The 17,949-nt window shown below is 58.4% G+C and carries 16 protein-coding genes; 8 read left to right on the top strand and 8 right to left on the bottom strand.

The genetic code is table 11. The features are described from left to right. Window positions 1-191 precede the first annotated feature (191 nt). From GH656_RS03070 to GH656_RS03040, 7 genes are all read left to right on the top strand, one after another. A complete protein-coding gene (locus tag GH656_RS03070) occupies window positions 192-1,481 on the top strand; it encodes an HlyC/CorC family transporter (protein ID WP_153076531.1) in 1,290 nt (429 codons plus the stop codon). A gap of 164 nt (window positions 1,482-1,645) precedes the next feature. Continuing rightward, the gene (locus tag GH656_RS03065; RefSeq protein ID WP_153076530.1) at window positions 1,646-2,884 is read left to right on the top strand and encodes a GspE/PulE family protein; all 1,239 of its coding nucleotides are present in this window, start codon (window positions 1,646-1,648) and stop codon (window positions 2,882-2,884) included. Next, on the top strand, window positions 2,881-4,098 hold the full coding sequence (locus GH656_RS03060) for a type II secretion system F family protein (RefSeq protein WP_153074528.1): 1,218 nt from the start codon (window positions 2,881-2,883) through the stop codon (window positions 4,096-4,098). The genes GH656_RS03065 and GH656_RS03060 overlap by 4 nt, the downstream gene beginning before the upstream one ends. A gap of 140 nt (window positions 4,099-4,238) precedes the next feature. Then, on the top strand, window positions 4,239-5,078 hold the full coding sequence (locus GH656_RS03055; RefSeq protein ID WP_425495872.1) for a prepilin peptidase: 840 nt from the start codon (window positions 4,239-4,241) through the stop codon (window positions 5,076-5,078). A gap of 3 nt (window positions 5,079-5,081) precedes the next feature. After that, window positions 5,082-5,693 carry a dephospho-CoA kinase gene (gene coaE, locus GH656_RS03050; protein ID WP_153074526.1) on the top strand — a complete coding sequence of 204 codons (612 nt, stop codon included), beginning with the start codon at window positions 5,082-5,084 and terminating at the stop codon, window positions 5,691-5,693. Between the two features lie 113 nt (window positions 5,694-5,806). Beyond that, entirely contained in the window at window positions 5,807-6,562 is a 756-nt protein-coding gene (zapD, locus tag GH656_RS03045; RefSeq protein WP_153074525.1) for a cell division protein ZapD, read from the top strand. Window positions 6,563-6,618: 56 nt separating this feature from the next. Then, on the top strand, window positions 6,619-6,822 hold the full coding sequence (locus GH656_RS03040; protein WP_153074524.1) for a DNA gyrase inhibitor YacG: 204 nt from the start codon (window positions 6,619-6,621) through the stop codon (window positions 6,820-6,822). Window position 6,823: 1 nt separating this feature from the next. On the opposite strand, the gene GH656_RS03035 is transcribed toward GH656_RS03040, so the two are convergent. From GH656_RS03035 to secA, 4 genes are all read right to left on the bottom strand, one after another. Beyond that, on the bottom strand, window positions 6,824-7,276 hold the full coding sequence (locus GH656_RS03035) for an NUDIX domain-containing protein (protein WP_153074523.1): 453 nt from the start codon (window positions 7,274-7,276) through the stop codon (window positions 6,824-6,826). Then, window positions 7,273-8,142, bottom strand: a complete 870-nt coding sequence (locus tag GH656_RS03030) for an ATP-binding protein (RefSeq protein ID WP_153076529.1) — start codon at window positions 8,140-8,142, stop codon at window positions 7,273-7,275. Before GH656_RS03030 ends, GH656_RS03035 begins: the two co-directional genes overlap by 4 nt. Before the next feature lie 4 nt (window positions 8,143-8,146). After that, the gene (argJ, locus tag GH656_RS03025) at window positions 8,147-9,388 is read right to left on the bottom strand and encodes a bifunctional glutamate N-acetyltransferase/amino-acid acetyltransferase ArgJ (protein WP_153074522.1); all 1,242 of its coding nucleotides are present in this window, start codon (window positions 9,386-9,388) and stop codon (window positions 8,147-8,149) included. Between the two features lie 145 nt (window positions 9,389-9,533). Then, the gene (secA, locus tag GH656_RS03020) at window positions 9,534-12,332 is read right to left on the bottom strand and encodes a preprotein translocase subunit SecA (protein ID WP_153074521.1); all 2,799 of its coding nucleotides are present in this window, start codon (window positions 12,330-12,332) and stop codon (window positions 9,534-9,536) included. Between the two features lie 278 nt (window positions 12,333-12,610). Here secA and GH656_RS03015 point away from each other — a divergent pair, with 278 nt between their 5' ends. Then, window positions 12,611-13,105: a DciA family protein gene (locus GH656_RS03015; protein WP_153074520.1), complete on the top strand. Its 495-nt coding sequence runs from the start codon at window positions 12,611-12,613 to the stop codon at window positions 13,103-13,105. Between the two features lie 133 nt (window positions 13,106-13,238). Here the strand turns inward: GH656_RS03015 and lpxC are convergent, their stop codons facing one another. The 4 genes from lpxC to GH656_RS02995 form a co-directional block, all read right to left on the bottom strand. Next, window positions 13,239-14,156, bottom strand: a complete 918-nt coding sequence (lpxC, locus tag GH656_RS03010; protein WP_153074519.1) for a UDP-3-O-acyl-N-acetylglucosamine deacetylase — start codon at window positions 14,154-14,156, stop codon at window positions 13,239-13,241. Between the two features lie 469 nt (window positions 14,157-14,625). After that, a complete protein-coding gene (gene ftsZ / locus GH656_RS03005) occupies window positions 14,626-15,822 on the bottom strand; it encodes a cell division protein FtsZ (RefSeq protein WP_153074518.1) in 1,197 nt (398 codons plus the stop codon). A 114-nt stretch (window positions 15,823-15,936) separates the two neighbouring features. Next, window positions 15,937-17,169, bottom strand: a complete 1,233-nt coding sequence (gene ftsA / locus GH656_RS03000) for a cell division protein FtsA (protein WP_153074517.1) — start codon at window positions 17,167-17,169, stop codon at window positions 15,937-15,939. Between the two features lie 27 nt (window positions 17,170-17,196). After that, window positions 17,197-17,949: a cell division protein FtsQ/DivIB gene (locus GH656_RS02995; RefSeq protein ID WP_153074516.1), complete on the bottom strand. Its 753-nt coding sequence runs from the start codon at window positions 17,947-17,949 to the stop codon at window positions 17,197-17,199.

The following is a 17,949-nucleotide window of genomic DNA, read 5'->3' as shown; positions in this document are numbered from 1 at the left end:
AGACAAAGCGCGTAAATTCCACGTGGGCGGTGCTGGAGCAGTACCGCTCTGCCCCAAATGGCCAGAGCACGGCACGTTACCGGCCATGTTCTTCTTAAGCGTCATGACCGGTGTGCTGTGACTCATGGCTGATAGAAGCGCCCGGCCCTCTGATGTATTCTCCCCACTCAACTCTCTTTCTTTCTCCGCGCGTGGAACAACTTCCGTTATGGGCGCAAATCGGCGCCATCATCCTGTTGCTTGTCTGCTCCAGTTTTTTTTCCATCTCTGAAACGGCGATGATGGCGCTCAACCGCCATCGGCTGAAACATCTCGCCAACCAGGGTGCCCTGGGCGCGAAAACCACTCAGCATCTGCTCGGCCGAACCGATGAGCTATTAAGCGTCATCCTGATCGGCAACAACCTGCTGAACACCGTCATCCCCGTGCTTTGCACCGCAATCGCGCTGCGCACGTTCGGCAATGGCAACCTGGTGCTGTCGCTCGCAACTGGCGTCGTCGCTTTTCTGGTAATCGTTTTTGCCGAAATCACGCCGAAAATCGTTGGTGCCACCTTCCCCGAAAAAATCGCCCTGCCCGCCAGCCTGGTGATCGCGCCGCTGATTCGCATTGCCCGGCCGCTCGTCTGGTTCGTCAACCTGTTTGCCAATGGCATTTTGCGCATCTTGCATATCAATACCAAAGGCGGGCGCGACCAGCGGCTATCACCCGAAGAGCTGCGCACAGTCGTGCTTGAATCCGGCAGCTTCATGCCAACCAAGCACCGAAGCATCTTGCTAAACCTGTTCGACCTCGAAAACATCGCGGTCGAAGATGTGATGATTCCGCGCCGCCGGATAGAAGCGCTTGATTTCGACGCACCGTTCGAGCAGATCCTGCATCAGCTCGAAACCTGCTATCACAACAAGCTGATCGTTTACCAAGGTGAAATCGACCGGGTGCTAGGCGTGCTGCACGTGCGCAAAACGCTCGCTGCCCTACATAACCAGGAGCTGGAGCGCGAAACCTTGAGCGCCTTGCTAACCGAGCCATATTTCGTGCCAACCGGCACTCCGGTGTTCCAGCAGCTTCAGTACTTTCAGGAAAGCCGCCAGCGCACCGCGCTGGTCGTCAACGAATACGGTGAACTGCAAGGGCTGATCACACCAGAAGACATCATTGAAGAGCTGATCGGCGAATTCACCACCTCTATCCCCCGTGGGGCCAACTCACGAGGCGGCTGGAGTGAACAAGGTGAGTGCATCGTGGCGGGCAGCATGCCGCTGCGTGAACTGAACCGCTGGCTGCAACTCAGCTTGCCCACGAGCGGGCCCAAAACACTCAATGGTCTGATTCTTGAAGTGCTTGAAGAGATTCCTGATGGCGACGTCTGCGTCGAAATTCGCGGCGTCAAGCTCGAAGTCATGCGTAGCGACGACCAGGCCATTCGCACCGTCAAACTGTTCAAACCCGGCTCTCGTCCCAGTAGCGCCCTCCGCTGACCATTCGGCCTAATGACGCGCCCGGCTGTGCCGCGCGATGATGAAGACATTGTGTTTTACAAGTGGCGTGCAGCCAGTGAACCATGTCTTCAACCTCCTTTTTCGTTCCCTCTGATGCAACCTTGGCTCTCCCAGGCAAAGCCCCTGGCGCGACGCCTTCAGCCATGTTTGCGGCAGCGTCACCGCAGCCGGGTTCTGCGCTGCATGACGACGGCTCAGCGCTAGCCAGCTCGGATATCAGCCCTGCCGTCCGGCTGCTGGCCGATACCTTGCGTGAAGTCGCGCGCCGTAATGCGTCGGATCTGCATATCGAGCCGGGGGAGCACGGCTGGCGTATGCGCCTGCGAATCGATGGCGTGCTGCATGAAACCACAGCGCCACCGGCGCATTTGCGTGATGCGTTCATTACACGCGTCAAAGTCCTCGCACGGATGGACATCGCCGAACGACGGGTACCTCAGGATGGCCGGCTACGCCTTACGTCAGCTACTGGACACGACGACTATCGGGTGAATTCATTACCCACGCTCTTCGGCGAAAAACTCGTTCTACGCCGGCTTGATCCGTTACCGAAAGATCTTTCGCTTGCCGCCCTCGGGCTAGATGCGGCACAGCATCGCACCGTCACTGAAGCCATCCATGCGCCTCACGGGCTCGTGCTAGTCACGGGGCCAACAGGCAGCGGTAAAACACTGTCGCTGTACTGTTTTTTGCAAATGCTCAACGCTGGGTCACGCAATCTTTGTTCGGTGGAGGATCCGGCAGAGATCCAGTTGGCTGGCGTCAACCAGGTCAGCGTCCGCGAAAAATCCGGACTGACCTTCGCGGCAGCGCTCCGCGCGTTTTTACGCCAGGACCCTGACGTCATCATGGTTGGCGAGATCCGCGACGAAGAAACCGCCGACGTCGCGGTCAAAGCAGCGCAAACCGGCCATCTGGTTCTCTCTACGCTGCATACCAACGATGCACCAGCGGCGATCGCTCGCCTGATTGATATCGGCGTCGCGCCTTATAACCTGGCTGCGGCACTGCGTCTGGTCACCGCACAGCGCCTGGTGCGCAGGCTATGTCATAGCTGCCGCATCCCGTCGACGGACACACCCGCCATGCTGCGCGCGGCTGGCCTCGCTGACCCACGGCTCGACGGCGGCTGGCGCCCATTTGTCGCGGCCGGATGCGAGGCCTGCCACGGCATTGGCTATCGTGGCCGCGTGGGGATTCATCAGACTCTGCCAGTTTCAGTGGCCATGCGCGAGCAGATCGTCGCAGGAGCCAGCACGCAGGCCCTGGCACAACAGGCTCACGCCGCAGGCGTGGCAACTTTGCATGACGCGGCACTTGCCCGGGTACGCGACGGCACGACCAGCCTGGCAGAAGCGCTCAACGCGACCTCGCACGAATGAACACCGCACTGCCCACTGGCACGCACGAGTTTCGCTTCACCTGGCGCGGTGTCGATGCCACTGGCACGAGCCAGCACGGTGCGCTGATCGCACCGGATGCCGTGACGGCTCATGCATCGCTCAAACGCAACGGGCTAGTCATCACCGAGCTCACTGTCCGTGGCCCAGCGCCTCCGGCCAAAGCCCGTCCGGCCGAAGTCACCCGCTTTACCCGTCAGCTTGCGGGACTGCTTCGCGCAGGCTTGCCGCTAGCGCCAGCGCTTGCCCTGCTCGCGCGTGCGGCAGGCTCTGATGGCATGCCTCGTATCGCCCGGACGCTGGCGCGCGATATCAGCGCCGGATTGCATTTTTCCGCCGCCCTAGCACGTCACCCATCAATGTTTGGCCCACTGTATTGTCAGCTCGCTGCAGTCGGAGAAGCCTCAGGAGCGCTGCCCACGGTGCTAGCCAGGATAGCTGACGACCGCGAACGGAGTGCTGCCCAACGAGCCAAAGTCCGGACGGCACTCACCTATCCCGTAGCAATCCTGTTGCTGGCCATTGCCATCACCACAGCGCTACTGGTGTGGGTCGTACCGACGTTCAAACAGATCTTCGATGGCTTCGGCGCGCCATTACCTGCGCCAACGCTACTGGTGCTGGCACTGTCTGCCGCAGCCGCGCGCTGGAGCCTGCCAGTAGCCGGGCTCTGCGTTGTCGGCCTGGCGGCCTTCGCGCATTTGCTACGGCGCTCGGCGGCTGCACGTCTGAGGTTCTCGCACCTGTGCCTTACGCTGCCGCTGGCAGGCTCATTACTCACCACGTTGTGTGCGACCCGCTGGAGCCGGGCACTCGGCACGCTTCTCAGTGCAGGTACGCCGCTAGCAGACGCACTCGACTCCTTGACACAGGCCACCGGCAACGCGTTTTTCGACCGTGCGACGCATGAAATCGCCGCACGTTTGCGCCGTGGCGAACGATTAGCCGCGGCGATGCAGGCGGTCAAATGTTTTCCCGCTGAGATCGTGCAGCCCATCGCCGTAGCTGAAGAATCCGGTGCGCTCGATACGATGTTGCTTGACGTCGCAACCCTCGGCGAGCGGCAAGTCGAAGAAAAGACCGGCGCCCTAACCGGCCTGTGCGAGCCTCTGGTGATTGTGGTGCTAGGCCTGCTCGTCGGCGGGCTGGTCATCGCTATGTATCTGCCCATCATTCAGCTTGGAAACGTGGTGTAGCATCGCTGCCAGATTCTCCTGACGCACCTCCTTTTCCGCCCTACCAGCCCTAAACGGCTTTAAGCTCACCCGTGCCAGATATCTTCTCCCACACGTTATTCGCGCCGTTCACGAGCACCGTTGAATTCGCCTTCAGCGCACTGCCCATTCATTTCCAGCTCCTCTTTGCCGGGGTCATCGGCCTGGTAATAGGCAGCTTTTTAAACGTTGTCGTACATCGCGTGCCCATCATGCTGGAACGCGCCTGGCGCGCCGAAATCAGCGAACTGACCAGCGAACCCGCCGCCGACATCCCCCCTCCTGCGCGCTACAACCTGTGGCAGCCGCGCAGCGCCTGCCCGCATTGCGCTCACACGCTCAAAGTCTGGGAAAACATCCCGCTGCTCAGTTACGTACTGCTCCGTGGACGCTGCTCCCACTGCCAGGCCCACATTAGCCCACGCTACCCGCTGCTTGAACTCGCTAGCGCCTTGTGCGCCATTGGTGCACTCGTGACATTCGGCCCGACCGGCATGGCGCTAGCGGCGTTTGGTCTGTGCGCTGCATTACTGGCGATGAGCGCTATCGACATTGATACCCATCTGCTCCCAGATTCGATGACCTTGCCCTTGCTCTGGGCTGGACTGATCGTCAACTTCAACGGCGCGTTCACCTCGCTGCACGATGCCGTCTCAGGTGCAATCGCGGGCTATCTGGTGCTGTGGAGTGTTCACTGGATTTTCCGGCTCGTGCGTGGCGTCGAAGGCATGGGCTATGGCGATTTCAAACTGCTAGCCGCATTAGGTGCCTGGCTGGGCTGGACAGCATTGCCGCAAATCGTGCTCATCGCCGCCGTGGCAGGTGCCGCAACAGGGCTTGCTGCAACGTGGATTGGGCGGATGCGCTTTGAAGAACCCCTGCCCTTCGGCCCCTTTCTCGCAGCAGGCGGCGCTATCACGCTATTTCTGGGCAGTCCGTTTTATCTCGCGCTGGGAGGCTGACTGATGTTTGCAGTGGGGCTCACCGGCGGCATTGGCAGCGGCAAATCAACTGTCGCCGAAGTGTTCTCGAAACACGGTGTGCCGATCGTGGACACTGACGTGATCGCGCACCGTATCACCGGCCCTCAAGGCCAGGCGATGCCATTGATCTCCGCCGAATTTGGCCAGCAGTTTGTCGCACCGGATGGCTCACTTGACCGCGCGGCAATGCGCGCGCGCGTGTTTAGCAATGAAGCGGCCCGCCAGCGCCTCGAAGCCATCACGCATCCGTTAATCCGCGCCGAAGCCGAACGTGAACAGCATGCGGCATATGGCCCGTATGTCATCGTGGCGGTACCGCTGCTAGTGGAATCAGGCGGCTGGCGTGAACGAGTCAACCGCATTCTGGTAGTGGACTGCGCCACCGAAACACAGATCCTGCGCGTGCAACGCCGCAATGCCTTCACTCGCAACCAGGTGCTGGCAATCATGGCCCGCCAGGCGAGCCGTGCTGAACGGCTTCAAGCCGCAGACGATGTCATCCTCAACGAGGACGAAAACCACGCTACGCTCGACGCCAGAATCCACGCACTGCATCAGCGATATCTATTACTGGCAAAGCCCCGCGCATTCTGAGCGGACTATTTGAAGATAAACGCACACAAGGAGAGTGCGTGATTGCTAGGGTAGTCCTGGCGCATTAGAATGTCCTGCAATTCCACCTCCCACCACGCCCGAGGCGAGCGCGCTTGATTCTTTACGAGTATCCATTCAACGAGCGAATCCGGACGCTACTGCGCCTCGAAGACCTGTTCGAGCGCTTTACCTTTTTCCTCACCCAGGAAGACGCGCGGGAACATCACGTCGCACTCACCACCCTGTTTGAAATTGCTGAAGTTGCCGGGCGCGCAGATCTGAAATCAGACCTGATGAAAGAGCTCGAACGGCAAAGACAGACACTCGCTCCATTCCGGGGCAATCCCGGTATCGAACAAAATGCGCTTGAAACCGTGCTGGGTGAAATCGAACAAACCTTGGCGGGCCTGTCAAACATGCAAGGCAAAACCGGCCAGCATCTTACCGACAATGAATGGCTAGCCAGTATCCGTAGCAGGGCGATCATTCCAGGGGGCACCTGCAAGTTTGATCTGCCGTCGTACCACGCATGGCAGCAAATGCACCCCGAACAACGCCAGCAGGACATCGCCAAATGGGTCACGCCGTTATTACCTTTGCGCGATGCGGCCACTATCGTCCTGCGGCTTGCGCGTGAATCAGGGCAAGCATCCAAGGTGATGGCCATGCAGGGCAGCTACCAGCAAATGCTCTCGGGGCGTTCGTATCAGTTGATGCAGGTCCGGATGGCACCAGAATTGCGGGTGATTCCTGAGGCGAGTGCCAACAAGTACATGCTCTGGGTGCGGTTCACGGTACAGGATGGCGATCTGCGGCCACGTGCCGTTGATATCGACGTGCCGTTCCAGCTCACTGTCTGCAGCCTTTGAATAAATAAAGTCGCGGCTATTTTTAATCGTTCTGTTTTTGCTGAATGCCTGACCGTATGCCTACCGTCGTCAAATGCCCTACCTGCGGAACAAGCGTTCAGTGGCTCCCTGAAAACCGCTTCCGTCCATTCTGTTCTGAGCGCTGCAAGCAGACCGACCTCGGTGCGTGGGCGGCTGAGAAATACCGGATTGGCAGCACCGACGATGAACCGCCATCCGAAGACACTCCCGGCAGCGACGCCAGCCCACATTCGCACTAATCTAATCGGCTAGCTTGCCCAACCCCGGGTTCAGGCCTTCTGCCGCGAGCCATTCAAGCACCGGAATAGTCGCTGGCAAAAGCGGGGCGACAGTCGCTGGCAACGCCTGCCAGACAAACGCCTGACCTTCGCGGCCATGCGGCTCCCCTGCCCACTTCGTCACCTTGCAAAAATAGAGCCGCACATACGCATGCGGGTAATCGTGCTCCAGCATGTGCCAGCGCCGGCTTTCCTTGACGTCGATACCCAGCTCTTCGTGCAGTTCGCGCGCCAGTGCGGCTTCAACTGATTCGCCCGGCTCCAGCTTGCCGCCAGGAAACTCCCAGTACCCTTCATAAGGTTTGCCCGCCGGACGCTGAGCCAGCAAATAACGGCCATCCGGCTGAACCAGCACGCCCACCGCGACTTCGGTGACGGGCCGGACCTTATCAGTAGACCCAGATGCGGCCGTCATACCACCGACCTGCGGCCAGACCAGTCACGGGCGAACTGCCACGCCACGCGGCCAGAACGTGAGCCCCGCTCCAGCGCCCAGACCAACGCGTCACCTCGCGCGGCTTCCACGCCAGCATCATCGCAGCCGAAATGGCGCAACCAGTGCGCCACGATCGCCAGATAATCGTCCTGCTTAAACGGGTAAAAGCTGACCCACAGGCCAAAACGCTCCGATAACGAGATCTTTTCTTCAACCACTTCCCCAGGGTGAATCTCACCGTCGGAGGTGTGCTTGTAGCTCTCGTTGTCGCTCATGTATTCAGGCAGCAGATGACGCCGGTTCGACGTCGCGTAGATCAGCACGTTATCCGACTGCGCCGCCACGGAGCCATCCAGCGCAACCTTCAGCGCCTTGTAGCCGGATTCGCCGTCTTCGAACGACAGGTCGTCACAGAACACAATAAAACGCTCGGGACGCGCAGAGATCAGATCGACGATATCGCCCAGATCATGCAAATCGTCTTTGTCTACCTCGATCAGACGCAAGCCGTCTTTCGCGTAGGCATTCAGGCACGCTTTAATCAACGAGGATTTTCCGGTGCCGCGCGCGCCCGTCAGCAATACGTTGTTAGCCGGCTGCTGGCGAACAAACTGGCGAGTGTTTTGTTCGATAAGCGCTTTTTGGCGCTCAATATTTTGCAGATCATCCAGTGCGATGAAGGAAACTCCCGGCACTGGCTGCAAATAGCCGCGCCCCTGCCGCTTGCGCCAGCGAAAGGCCACTGCGGCAGACCAATCCACCTGCTGCGTAGCAGGTGGCAAGATGCCTTCCAGACGGGCCAGCAAGGCCTCGGCACGCGTCAAAAACTGTTCGAGCTTGTCCATGATGTCAAGAGCGATAGTCCGCATTAATGCTTACGTAGTCATGCGACAGGTCGCACGTCCAGATCGTGGCCTGTGCCGCACCCCGGCCAAGAACGACACGGATTGTGATTTCGCTTTGCTGCATCACCCGCTGACCGTCCTCTTCGCGGTATGCCGGGTTCCGGCCGCCCGCTTGCGCCACCAGCACATCATCCAGATACAGGTCGATCTTGCCCACATCGAGGTCGGTGATTCCGGCATAGCCGATCGCGGCCAGGATCCGGCCCAGGTTTGGATCTGACGCATAAAAAGCCGTTTTGACCAGCGGCGAATGGCCAATCGCATACGCGATCTGGCGGCATTCAGCGAGAGTCTGGCCACCTTCGACCTGAACCGTGATGAACTTCGTCGCCCCTTCTCCATCGCGCACGATCAGTTGCGCCAGCATTTGCGCGACCTCAGTTACCGCAGCGAGCAACGCGGCATAAGCCGGGCTATCAGTCGAGGTAATCATCGGCAAACCCGATTTGCCCGAGGCGATCAGGATGAAGGAATCGTTGGTCGAGGTATCGCCGTCGATCGTGATGCAGTTAAAAGAGCGGTCGGCAACCGACTTCACCAGTGTGTCCAGCACGCTCGGCTCAACGGCAGCATCAAATGCGAGAAAACCCAGCATGGTCGCCATGTTCGGCTTAATCATGCCCGCACCCTTGCTAATCCCCGTCAGCGTGATGGTATGACCGTCGATCTGCACCTGGCGGGACGCGGCCTTCGGTAGCGTGTCCGTAGTCATGATGGCTTGCGCGGCGTTGTACCAGTTCGCCGTCTGGCGATTTGCCAGCGCTGCGGGCAGCCCTGCTTTCAGCCGCTCAACCGGCAGCGGTTCAAGAATCACACCGGTCGAAAATGGCAGCACCTGCTCAGCCTCGATACCGGCGAGGCGCGCCAGTTCGGCACAAGTTTGCCGTGCGTGGGAGAGGCCAGATTCGCCCGTGCCCGCATTCGCATTGCCGGTGTTGACGACTAGCGCCCGGATGCTTTTCCCGCTCGCGCTCGTCTGTTGCAAATGCTCACGGCATAGCACGACGGGCGCGGCACAAAAACGATTCGAGGTAAAAACACCCGCAACGCTTGCGCCATCATCAAGCGAAATCACCAGCACGTCCTTGCGGTTCGGCTTGCGGATATTGGCTTCAGCCCAACCCAGCGTGACGCCAGGAACCGGATGAAGTTGAGCGGGATCAAGCGAAGGAAAGTTGACGGCCATCGTAGAGACCTGGCTTAAGTTGAAAATGCCGGCACAGGGCCGGCATTGGGTAAATCAAAACGGGGGAGCGGCTTAACGCCGCCACACCCCGCCATGACGAACGGAACAGCGCATGAAACAGGCTGGAAGCACCGCCTTCGCGGGCTTAGCCAACCTTTCCGTGACACTGTTTGTACTTCTTGCCGCTACCGCATGGGCACGGATCGTTCCGGCCAACTTTGGGCACGGAGCCCGCGGACGAGGAATCACCAGCGGGCGAAGTCTGGCCCAGTGCACTGCTGACCATCGCGGCGGCGGCATCTGAGGCCAGTGGCAACGCCGATGCGCCTGGAAAATCTGCATGCCGGAACTCGACGTTTTCCAGATGGCCAGCTTGCTCCTCGTACTGCTCGGTAGCCAGTTCAAGCTGCTCTGGCGACTGGATTTGCACGTTCATCACGATACGGGTGACTTCCTGCTTCACCGCATCCAGCATCGCGGCGAACAACTCAAAAGCCTCGCGCTTGTATTCCTGCTTCGGATTTTTTTGTGCATAACCGCGCAAATGAATCCCCTGGCGGAGATGGTCAAGCGCGGCGAGATGTTCACGCCAGCTGCGATCAACCGTTTGCAGCATGATCGAGCGCTCAAACGAGCAAAATGACTCGCGCCCGACCTGCGCCACCTTGGCTTCATAGGCTTCGTCAGAGGCAGCCAGCACAGCTTCACGGATCTCATCAGCGTCAATCGACTTCGATTCGTTGATCATTTCCTGAATCGCCAGATCAAGCTGCCAGTCGTTGCGCAGCACTTCTTCTAGCTCAGGAATGTCCCACTGTTCCTCGATACTGCCGACAGGAACGAACTGGCGAACAATATCGGTGGTCACGCTATGACGCATCGCGCCAATGGTATCGGTGATGTCCTGCGCTTCCAGCAGCTCATTACGCTGCTGATAAATGACCTTGCGCTGGTCATTCGAGACGTCATCGTATTCGAGCAGTTGCTTGCGCACGTCGAAATTACGCGCTTCGACCTTGCGTTGCGCCGACTCAATCGAACGCGTGACAATGCCCGCCTCGATTGCCTCGCCTTCTGGCATCTTCAGCCGGTCCATGATGGCGCGAACGCGGTCGCCCGCGAAAATACGCAGCAGCGGATCATCCAGCGAAAGATAAAAACGCGATGAGCCCGGGTCGCCCTGACGGCCAGCGCGCCCGCGCAACTGGTTGTCGATACGGCGAGATTCGTGCCGTTCAGTCCCAATGATGTGCAAGCCGCCAGCCGCCTTCACCTGGTTATGCAGCGCCTGCCATTCATCGTGCAACTTCTTGATCCGGCGTTGTTTTTCTTCTGCGGGAATCGACGCGTCTTCGTCGATGAACATCGCCTGCTTCTCGGCGTTGCCACCCAGCACGATGTCGGTGCCGCGCCCAGCCATATTGGTGGCAATAGTGATGCGTTGCGGCCGCCCTGCTTCAGCCACGATCTCGGCTTCGCGCGCGTGCTGCTTAGCGTTGAGCACTTCATGCGGCAACTCCGCCTGCTTCAGCAAATGCGACAGCAGCTCGGAATTTTCAATCGAAGTCGTGCCTACCAGTACCGGCTGACCGCGCTCATAACAGTCCCGGATGTCCCGGATCACTGCGTCGTAACGCTCTTCTGCGGTCTTGTAGATCTGGTCTTGCTTGTCGATTCGCTTCGGCTGACGGTTGGTTGGGATCACAACCGTTTCGAGACCGTAAATTTCGTTGAACTCGTAGGCCTCGGTGTCAGCCGTACCGGTCATGCCGGACAGCTTGCCGTACATACGGAAGTAGTTCTGGAACGTAATCGACGCGAGCGTTTGGTTCTCGCTCTGAATCTTGACGTGCTCTTTAGCTTCGACGGCCTGATGCAGCCCGTCAGACCAGCGCCGGCCCACCATCAGCCGACCAGTGAATTCGTCAACGATCACGATCTCACCATCTTGCGAAACGTAGTGCTGGTCTCGATGAAACAGCATATGGGCACGCAGCGCAGCGTACACGTGGTGCATCAACGTGATGTTTTGTGGTGCGTAGAGGCTCTCGCCCGGACCAATCAAGCCCCATTCGGACAGCAGGCGCTCAGCTTTTTCATGACCCGCTTCAGTCAAAAATACCTGGCGTGCCTTTTCGTCCAGTGTGTAGTCGCCAGGCACTTCTACCCCGGTGCCATCGGCTTTTTCTTCACCGATCTGACGCTCAAGCAGTGGCGGCAGCGCATTCATTCGCACGTAGAGATCAGTGTGATCTTCGGCTTGACCAGAAATAATCAGCGGTGTGCGGGCTTCGTCGATCAGGATCGAATCAACCTCGTCGACGATGGCGAAATTCAACGCACGCTGAACACGCGCGCCAGTCTCGTAGACCATGTTGTCGCGCAGATAGTCAAAGCCGAACTCGTTGTTGGTGCCATAGGTGATATCCGCTGCGTAGGCTTCCTGCTTAACGCCGTGATCCATCTGCGACAGATTGATGCCAACCGTCAGGCCCAGGAAGTTATACAGGCGGCTCATCCACTCAGCATCGCGCCGGGCGAGGTAATCATTCACCGTGACAACATGCACGCCATGCCCAGACAACGCATTCAAATAAGCCGCGAGCGTAGCGACAAGGGTTTTGCCCTCGCCGGTGCGCATTTCTGCGATCTTGCCGTAATGCAGCACCATCCCGCCGATCAATTGCACATCGAAGTGCCGCATCTTCAACACCCGCCGACTTGCCTCACGGCACACCGCAAAGGCTTCTGGCAGCAGCTTGTCGAGCGATTCACCACGCCCCACCCGCTGACGGAATTCGTCCGTTTTGGCGCGTAATTGATCGTCCGTCAATTTCTCGATCTGCGGCTCAAGCGCATTGATCGCCATGACGGTTTTTGAGTATTGCTTGACTAGCCGCTGGTTGCGACTGCCAAAAACTTTTTGTAGAAAGCCGGTGGTCATCGGATCGGTATCTGCGTCGCGGCTTCTGTAGGAATCATGTAGAAATTACCAACATGCTTGCCCAGTGTGGGAGAACCACGGCGGCTTAGGTCCAAGAGTAAATTCGAATCGGGCATTTTAGCACGTGCCCCCGTCCAAACCCGCGTCACAAACGGAGGTGCTGCATCTGGCCCCATGCCTCAGTGGACGTCTTGCATGGTGCACGGCAAATACTTTGCAGCACGGTACAATCGGCCGCACTCGCACCTTGAATAACCGGCACGCTGCTTCCCCCCGACATGGCTCGCTCCCCCTCCTTTTCAAGACCGTCCAACCTGCGCAGCCTGCAGCCGGCTGTCGACGTGCTCAACCGCGCCGATGCCTTTGCTGCGCTGCGTGCAGGCGTCGAGCAGATTGCCGCGCTACAGGACGACTTGCGCCAGTTGCTGCCGGATTATCTGGCGTCAAGCGTGGAGCCTGGATTTATCAAGGGAGGGGTACTAGCTCTTTTTGCCGGGCATAACGCGCTAGCGGCGCGCCTCAGGCATCTAGAACCGCGTTTGCTGGCCGATTTGCAGCAACGTGGCTGGACCGTGAATGCACTGAAGATTCAGGTGCGGCCGCAAGCGATGAAAGAGCCACCGCCTGTGAAACAGGCACGCATGACACCTGTTGCCGTCGAGGCGTTGTATGCGTTGAGCGAGTCGCTAGCGCCCTCTCCATTGCAGGCGGCGCTAGCCAGAATGTCTGCTCGCCACCGGCGTAATCAGGATCGCGGTGGCTCGGGAGGTTGAAGCAAATGCTGTAACGGCGCACAACGCGCCGCAATGGAACAACAAAAAAGAGCGGTCTCTTTCGAGCCGCTCTTTTTTGCTTCATCACCTGGGAGGATCTGGGGCATATCAGCATGACAGCCCCCGAAAACACTCAGGCAAATGCTGTTTGAGTATCGTAGGCAAAGCCACGCGGTGCTTTGCGCATATCGTCGAACGTCACAATTTCATAAGCATCTTCGTGTGCCAGCAGCTCGCGCAGCAGTGCGTTATTCAATCCATGCCCTGATTTATAAGCCGTGTATGACGCCAGTAACGGATGACCAACCACATACAGGTCACCAATCGCATCGAGCATTTTGTGTTTCACGAACTCATCGTCGTAACGCAGACCATCGTTATTCAGAATGCGGTACTCATCAAGCACGATCGCGTTGTCCATGCTGCCGCCCCGGGCCAGACCCAGCTCGCGCATCATTTCAACTTCGTGTGCAAAACCAAACGTGCGGGCCCGGGCAATTTCACGGACATACGACGTATTGGCAAAATCGACTTCAAGCGCCTGCCCGGTTTTATCCACAGCAGGGTGGCGAAAATCAATCGTGAACTTCAGCTTGAAACCAAAATACGGATCTAAGCGGGCGAATTTATCGCCGTCGCGTATTTCGACTGGTTTCGTGACTTTAATAAATTTTTTCGCAGCGCTTTGCTCTTCAATGCCCGCCGACTGAATCAGAAACACGAATGACGCCGCACTGCCGTCCATAATCGGAATTTCTTCTGCGGTGACATCAACGTAAAGATTATCAATCCCAAGCCCAGCGCAAGCCGACATCAAATGCTCAACAGTCGATACGCGAGCGCCATCCTTTTGCAGCACAGAAGCAAGACGGGTATCGCCAATCGACATGGCGGAGGCGGGAATATCAACGGGGACTGGCAAATCAACGCGTGAAAACACAATGCCTGTATCTGGAGCGGCCGGGCGAAGCGTCAAATGGACTTTACGGCCCGAATGCAGGCCAATGCCGACCGTTTTGACAATGGTTTTGATAGTGCGCTGCTTCAACATGATATTTTTTACTCGATTGAAAATCCCAATCGGGACTTTTTATTCCATAGCGCGGATTATACTTCATCTGCCTCGAAACGTCGTGAAATGGAAAGAACCAATCTGTTTCGCCCTGTTACCAGGTATCAGAAGTGACGGGCTGATGCGCGGAATGGAGGCATTTCCGCTCATCAGCCCGTGTCACGGTCTGTTACATCGACAGCACGGCTTCGTTGTCCTGACACAACATCAGGATTGCACGGAGCATGAAGACACCGCTGCGGCCAGCCCAATCCGGCAAAAACTGGCTTCACCACTCAGTTCAGGCTGACCGGACGCATCAATGCTGGCGTCTTGACTTCGCTGACATCGAGCATCGTCACGTGAGACCAGCGCCGCACCAGCGCTCATCCCACGCGACCCATCATGCGTCCCGCCGCATACCCATGCACCAGACCACATCGCCCTATTCAACCGACGAATGCGTCAGTCAGTCCGCCTGCTTGCGCAGGAATGCCGGGATGTCGTAAGTATCGACGCCCTTTTCCTGCAACGCCTGCACATGCGATGCAGCGGTGTCACGCGAGGTGCGCCAGACAGCAGGCGTATCGAGTGAACCGTAATCCGACCCTGCACCCACTGATTGCGATGCGTAACCATGATGCATCGCGCTAACCGGCTGGTTATCAGTGCCGGTGCGCAACAGCGTCATCGGCGTCGATTGCTGCTTCTTCATCGCACGGCCAAGGCCTGTCGCCACCACGGTCACGCGCAACGCGTCGCCCATCGCGTCGTCGTACACCGCACCGAAAATCACCGTAGCGTCTTCAGCGGCATAGCTCTTGATCGTGTTCATCACTTCGCGCGTTTCCGACAAGCGCAGTGAACGGCTCGATGTGATGTTCACCAGCACGCCACGCGCACCCGACAGATCCACGCCTTCCAGCAGTGGGCTAGCCACGGCCTGCTCGGCTGCCAGACGCGCGCGGTCTACGCCCGCCACTGTCGCCGTGCCCATCATCGCCTTGCCCTGCTCGCCCATCACCGTCTTCACGTCCTCAAAGTCGACGTTCACCAGACCATCGACATTGATAATTTCAGCGATACCGGCAACTGCGTTGTTCAGAACGTCATCCGCGCACTGGAAGCACTTGTCCATCTCGGCGTCATCGCCCATCACCTCGAACAGCTTGTCGTTAAGAACGACGATCAGCGAGTCGACGTGATCCTCCAGTTGCTGCGAACCGCTTTCTGCCACACGCATGCGCTTGCCGCCTTCGAATTCGAACGGCTTGCTCACCACGCCTACGGTCAGGATGCCCATCTCTTTGGCGATCTGCGCCACCACCGGAGCGGCACCCGTGCCGGTGCCACCACCCATGCCCGCAGTAATGAACACCATATGCGCGCCGCGCAATGCGTCACCAATGCGCTCACGCGCTTCTTCTGCTGCCGCTCGCCCCATTTCTGGTTTGGCGCCAGCGCCTAAGCCCGTGTTGCCCAGCTGGATCACAGCCGCTGCGCGCGAACGCGACAACGCCTGAGCATCCGTGTTCATCACGATGAAATCGACGCCTTGAACGCCGCGGTTAATCATGTGCTGAACGGCATTGCCGCCAGCGCCACCTACACCAACCACCTTGATAATGGTGCCGTTGGTTTCGGTTTCCAGCATCTGGAATTCCATGTTGCCTCCGTCAAGAAAAAAAATGCCGCCATGCGGCCCTTATCCGCCAGGAGAGCGGGCACTCTCCCAACGCGCGTTAGTCACCTGCACTAACGCGTGCTACTCAAACCTGCGTTAAAAATTGCCCAAAAACCAGTCTTTCATCCGCGTCAAAACCTGTCCCATTGAGCCGGACTGCACGGCAACCTTGCGTCCGCGCATCCGTTGCGCCTGACCTTCAACCAGCAAGCCCATGGCCGTCGAATAACGTGGATTGCGCACGACGTCCGCCAGCCCGCCGGAATACTCTGGCGCGCCAATGCGCACCGGCTTGAGGAAAATGTCTTCTCCCAGCTCAACCATGCCGGGCATCATTGCCGCGCCACCGGTCAGCACGATGCCAGAGCTCAGGAGTTCTTCATAACCCGATTCCCGCACCACTTGCTGCACTAACGAAAACAACTCTTCGACGCGTGGCTCAATCACCGCCGCCAACGCCTGGCGCGACAGCGTGCGCGGTCCGCGCTCACCCAAGCCGGGCACTTCGATCATTTCATCGGGATCAGCCAGCGCCTGCTTGGCGATGCCGTAATCAACCTTGATATCTTCCGCATCGGGCGTCGGCGTACGAAGTGCCATGGCGATATCGCTGGTGATCTGGTCGCCAGCAATCGGAATCACGGCCGTATGCCGGATCGCGCCTTCGCTGAAAATGGCTATGTCAGTCGTGCCGCCGCCGATATCGACCAGCACCACGCCCAGTTCTCTTTCGTCTTCGGTCAGTGTCGCCAGCGATGAAGCCAGCGGCTGCAAGATCAGGTCATTCACTTCCAGCCCACAGCGGCGCACGCACTTGACGATGTTTTGTGCCGCGCTCACCGCGCCAGTCACGATATGCACCTTCACTTCAAGACGGATGCCGCTCATGCCGATCGGCTCGCGCACATCTTCCTGGCCATCGATGATGAATTCCTGCGTCAGGATGTGCAGCACTTGCTGATCCGTCGGAATGTTGATCGCTTTCGCCGTTTCGATCACACGCGCTACATCGGTTTGCGTGACCTCTTTTTCCTTGATCGCCACCATGCCGCTCGAATTAAAGCTGCGGATATGGCTGCCAGCGATCCCGGTGAAGACATTAGTGATCTTGCAGTCAGCCATCAGTTCGGCCTCTTCAAGCGCGCGCTGAATTGACTGAACGGTCGCTTCAATATTGACCACCACGCCTTTTTTGAGCCCTTTCGATTCGCTTTGGCCCAGCCCAATTACCTCGTAGTAGCCCTCGCCCTTAAGCTCGGCAACGATAGCCACTACCTTCGACGTCCCGATGTCGAGGGCGACCAGCAGATCTTTATAGTCTTTACTCATAAGGTGCTCATTGCTTGTGATGTTCTGTTATTTCTTGCCTTTGTCGGCTTCGCTGATAACACGCATGCCCGCAGCATGTATGGCGAAACCGTTCGGATAGCGCAAGTCCGCATACTCGATGTCCTTGCCCCAGCGCTGCGTGACCGCTGACCACGCGGACGTCAGACGCTGACTACGATCCAGCAGCGTTTGCGCATTGCGCTCGCGCCCAAACTCAACCTGGGTTCCATTCGAAAGCTTCACCGTCCAGGCATAGCGCGGTGACAACGTCACTTCTTCGGGCGTCGCCCCCAACGGCGCAAACCATTTCCTGAAATCGTGATAACGCTCAACAACTTCTTTAGCAGAACCCAATGGTCCGTCGAAGGCTGGTAACTTGCCTTCGAGCTCACCCTGGTTCGCGGTAAATAATTCGCCGTCGACGCTCACCAGTTGATCGCTGCCCCAGGTTCCGAGTGGCTTGTATTCGTCGAGCGTGACCGCCAGCACATTTGGCCAGACACGCCGCACACTCGCATGACGCACCCATGGCATTTGCTCGAAAGCCTGGCGAGCCACGTCCAGATCAACCGTAAAAAAATTACCGCCCAAGCGCTGGTTCAAGCCGGCGCGCACGATCGGCACGCTCATATGCTCGGTATCGCCATCAATCCGGATTTCGCCCAGCGCGAAACCCGGACGATGAATCAGCCAGTAGCCACCCGCTGCCAGCAATAACAGCAGCAGCAGCGCATGCAGCACGCTAGCGGCGAAATTCATCTGGCGAACGTTATTCCACAT

The sequence above is a fragment of the Paraburkholderia bonniea genome, from assembly GCF_009455625.1.
GTDB lineage: Bacteria > Pseudomonadota > Gammaproteobacteria > Burkholderiales > Burkholderiaceae > Paraburkholderia > Paraburkholderia bonniea.
Note: the sequence above shows the minus strand (reverse complement) of the source record. Positions and strands in the feature narration are given on the sequence as shown.

What these genes read in the sequence shown, in the direction of transcription:
- GH656_RS03060 (WP_153074528.1), top strand. Translation starts at nt 2,881, where the DNA reads ATGAACACCGCACTGCCCACTGGCACGCACGAGTTTCGCTTCACCTGG.
- GH656_RS03015 (WP_153074520.1), top strand. Translation starts at nt 12,611, where the DNA reads ATGGCTCGCTCCCCCTCCTTTTCAAGACCGTCCAACCTGCGCAGCCTG.
- GH656_RS02995 (WP_153074516.1), bottom strand. Translation starts at nt 17,949, where the DNA reads ATGTGGAATAACGTTCGCCAGATGAATTTCGCCGCTAGCGTGCTGCAT.
- ftsA (WP_153074517.1), bottom strand. Translation starts at nt 17,169, where the DNA reads ATGAGTAAAGACTATAAAGATCTGCTGGTCGCCCTCGACATCGGGACG.
- GH656_RS03030 (WP_153076529.1), bottom strand. Translation starts at nt 8,142, where the DNA reads ATGGACAAGCTCGAACAGTTTTTGACGCGTGCCGAGGCCTTGCTGGCC.
- GH656_RS03065 (WP_153076530.1), top strand. Translation starts at nt 1,646, where the DNA reads ATGTTTGCGGCAGCGTCACCGCAGCCGGGTTCTGCGCTGCATGACGAC.
- GH656_RS03035 (WP_153074523.1), bottom strand. Translation starts at nt 7,276, where the DNA reads ATGACGGCCGCATCTGGGTCTACTGATAAGGTCCGGCCCGTCACCGAA.
- GH656_RS03040 (WP_153074524.1), top strand. Translation starts at nt 6,619, where the DNA reads ATGCCTACCGTCGTCAAATGCCCTACCTGCGGAACAAGCGTTCAGTGG.
- lpxC (WP_153074519.1), bottom strand. Translation starts at nt 14,156, where the DNA reads ATGTTGAAGCAGCGCACTATCAAAACCATTGTCAAAACGGTCGGCATT.
- argJ (WP_153074522.1), bottom strand. Translation starts at nt 9,388, where the DNA reads ATGGCCGTCAACTTTCCTTCGCTTGATCCCGCTCAACTTCATCCGGTT.
- secA (WP_153074521.1), bottom strand. Translation starts at nt 12,332, where the DNA reads ATGACCACCGGCTTTCTACAAAAAGTTTTTGGCAGTCGCAACCAGCGG.
- ftsZ (WP_153074518.1), bottom strand. Translation starts at nt 15,822, where the DNA reads ATGGAATTCCAGATGCTGGAAACCGAAACCAACGGCACCATTATCAAG.
- coaE (WP_153074526.1), top strand. Translation starts at nt 5,082, where the DNA reads ATGTTTGCAGTGGGGCTCACCGGCGGCATTGGCAGCGGCAAATCAACT.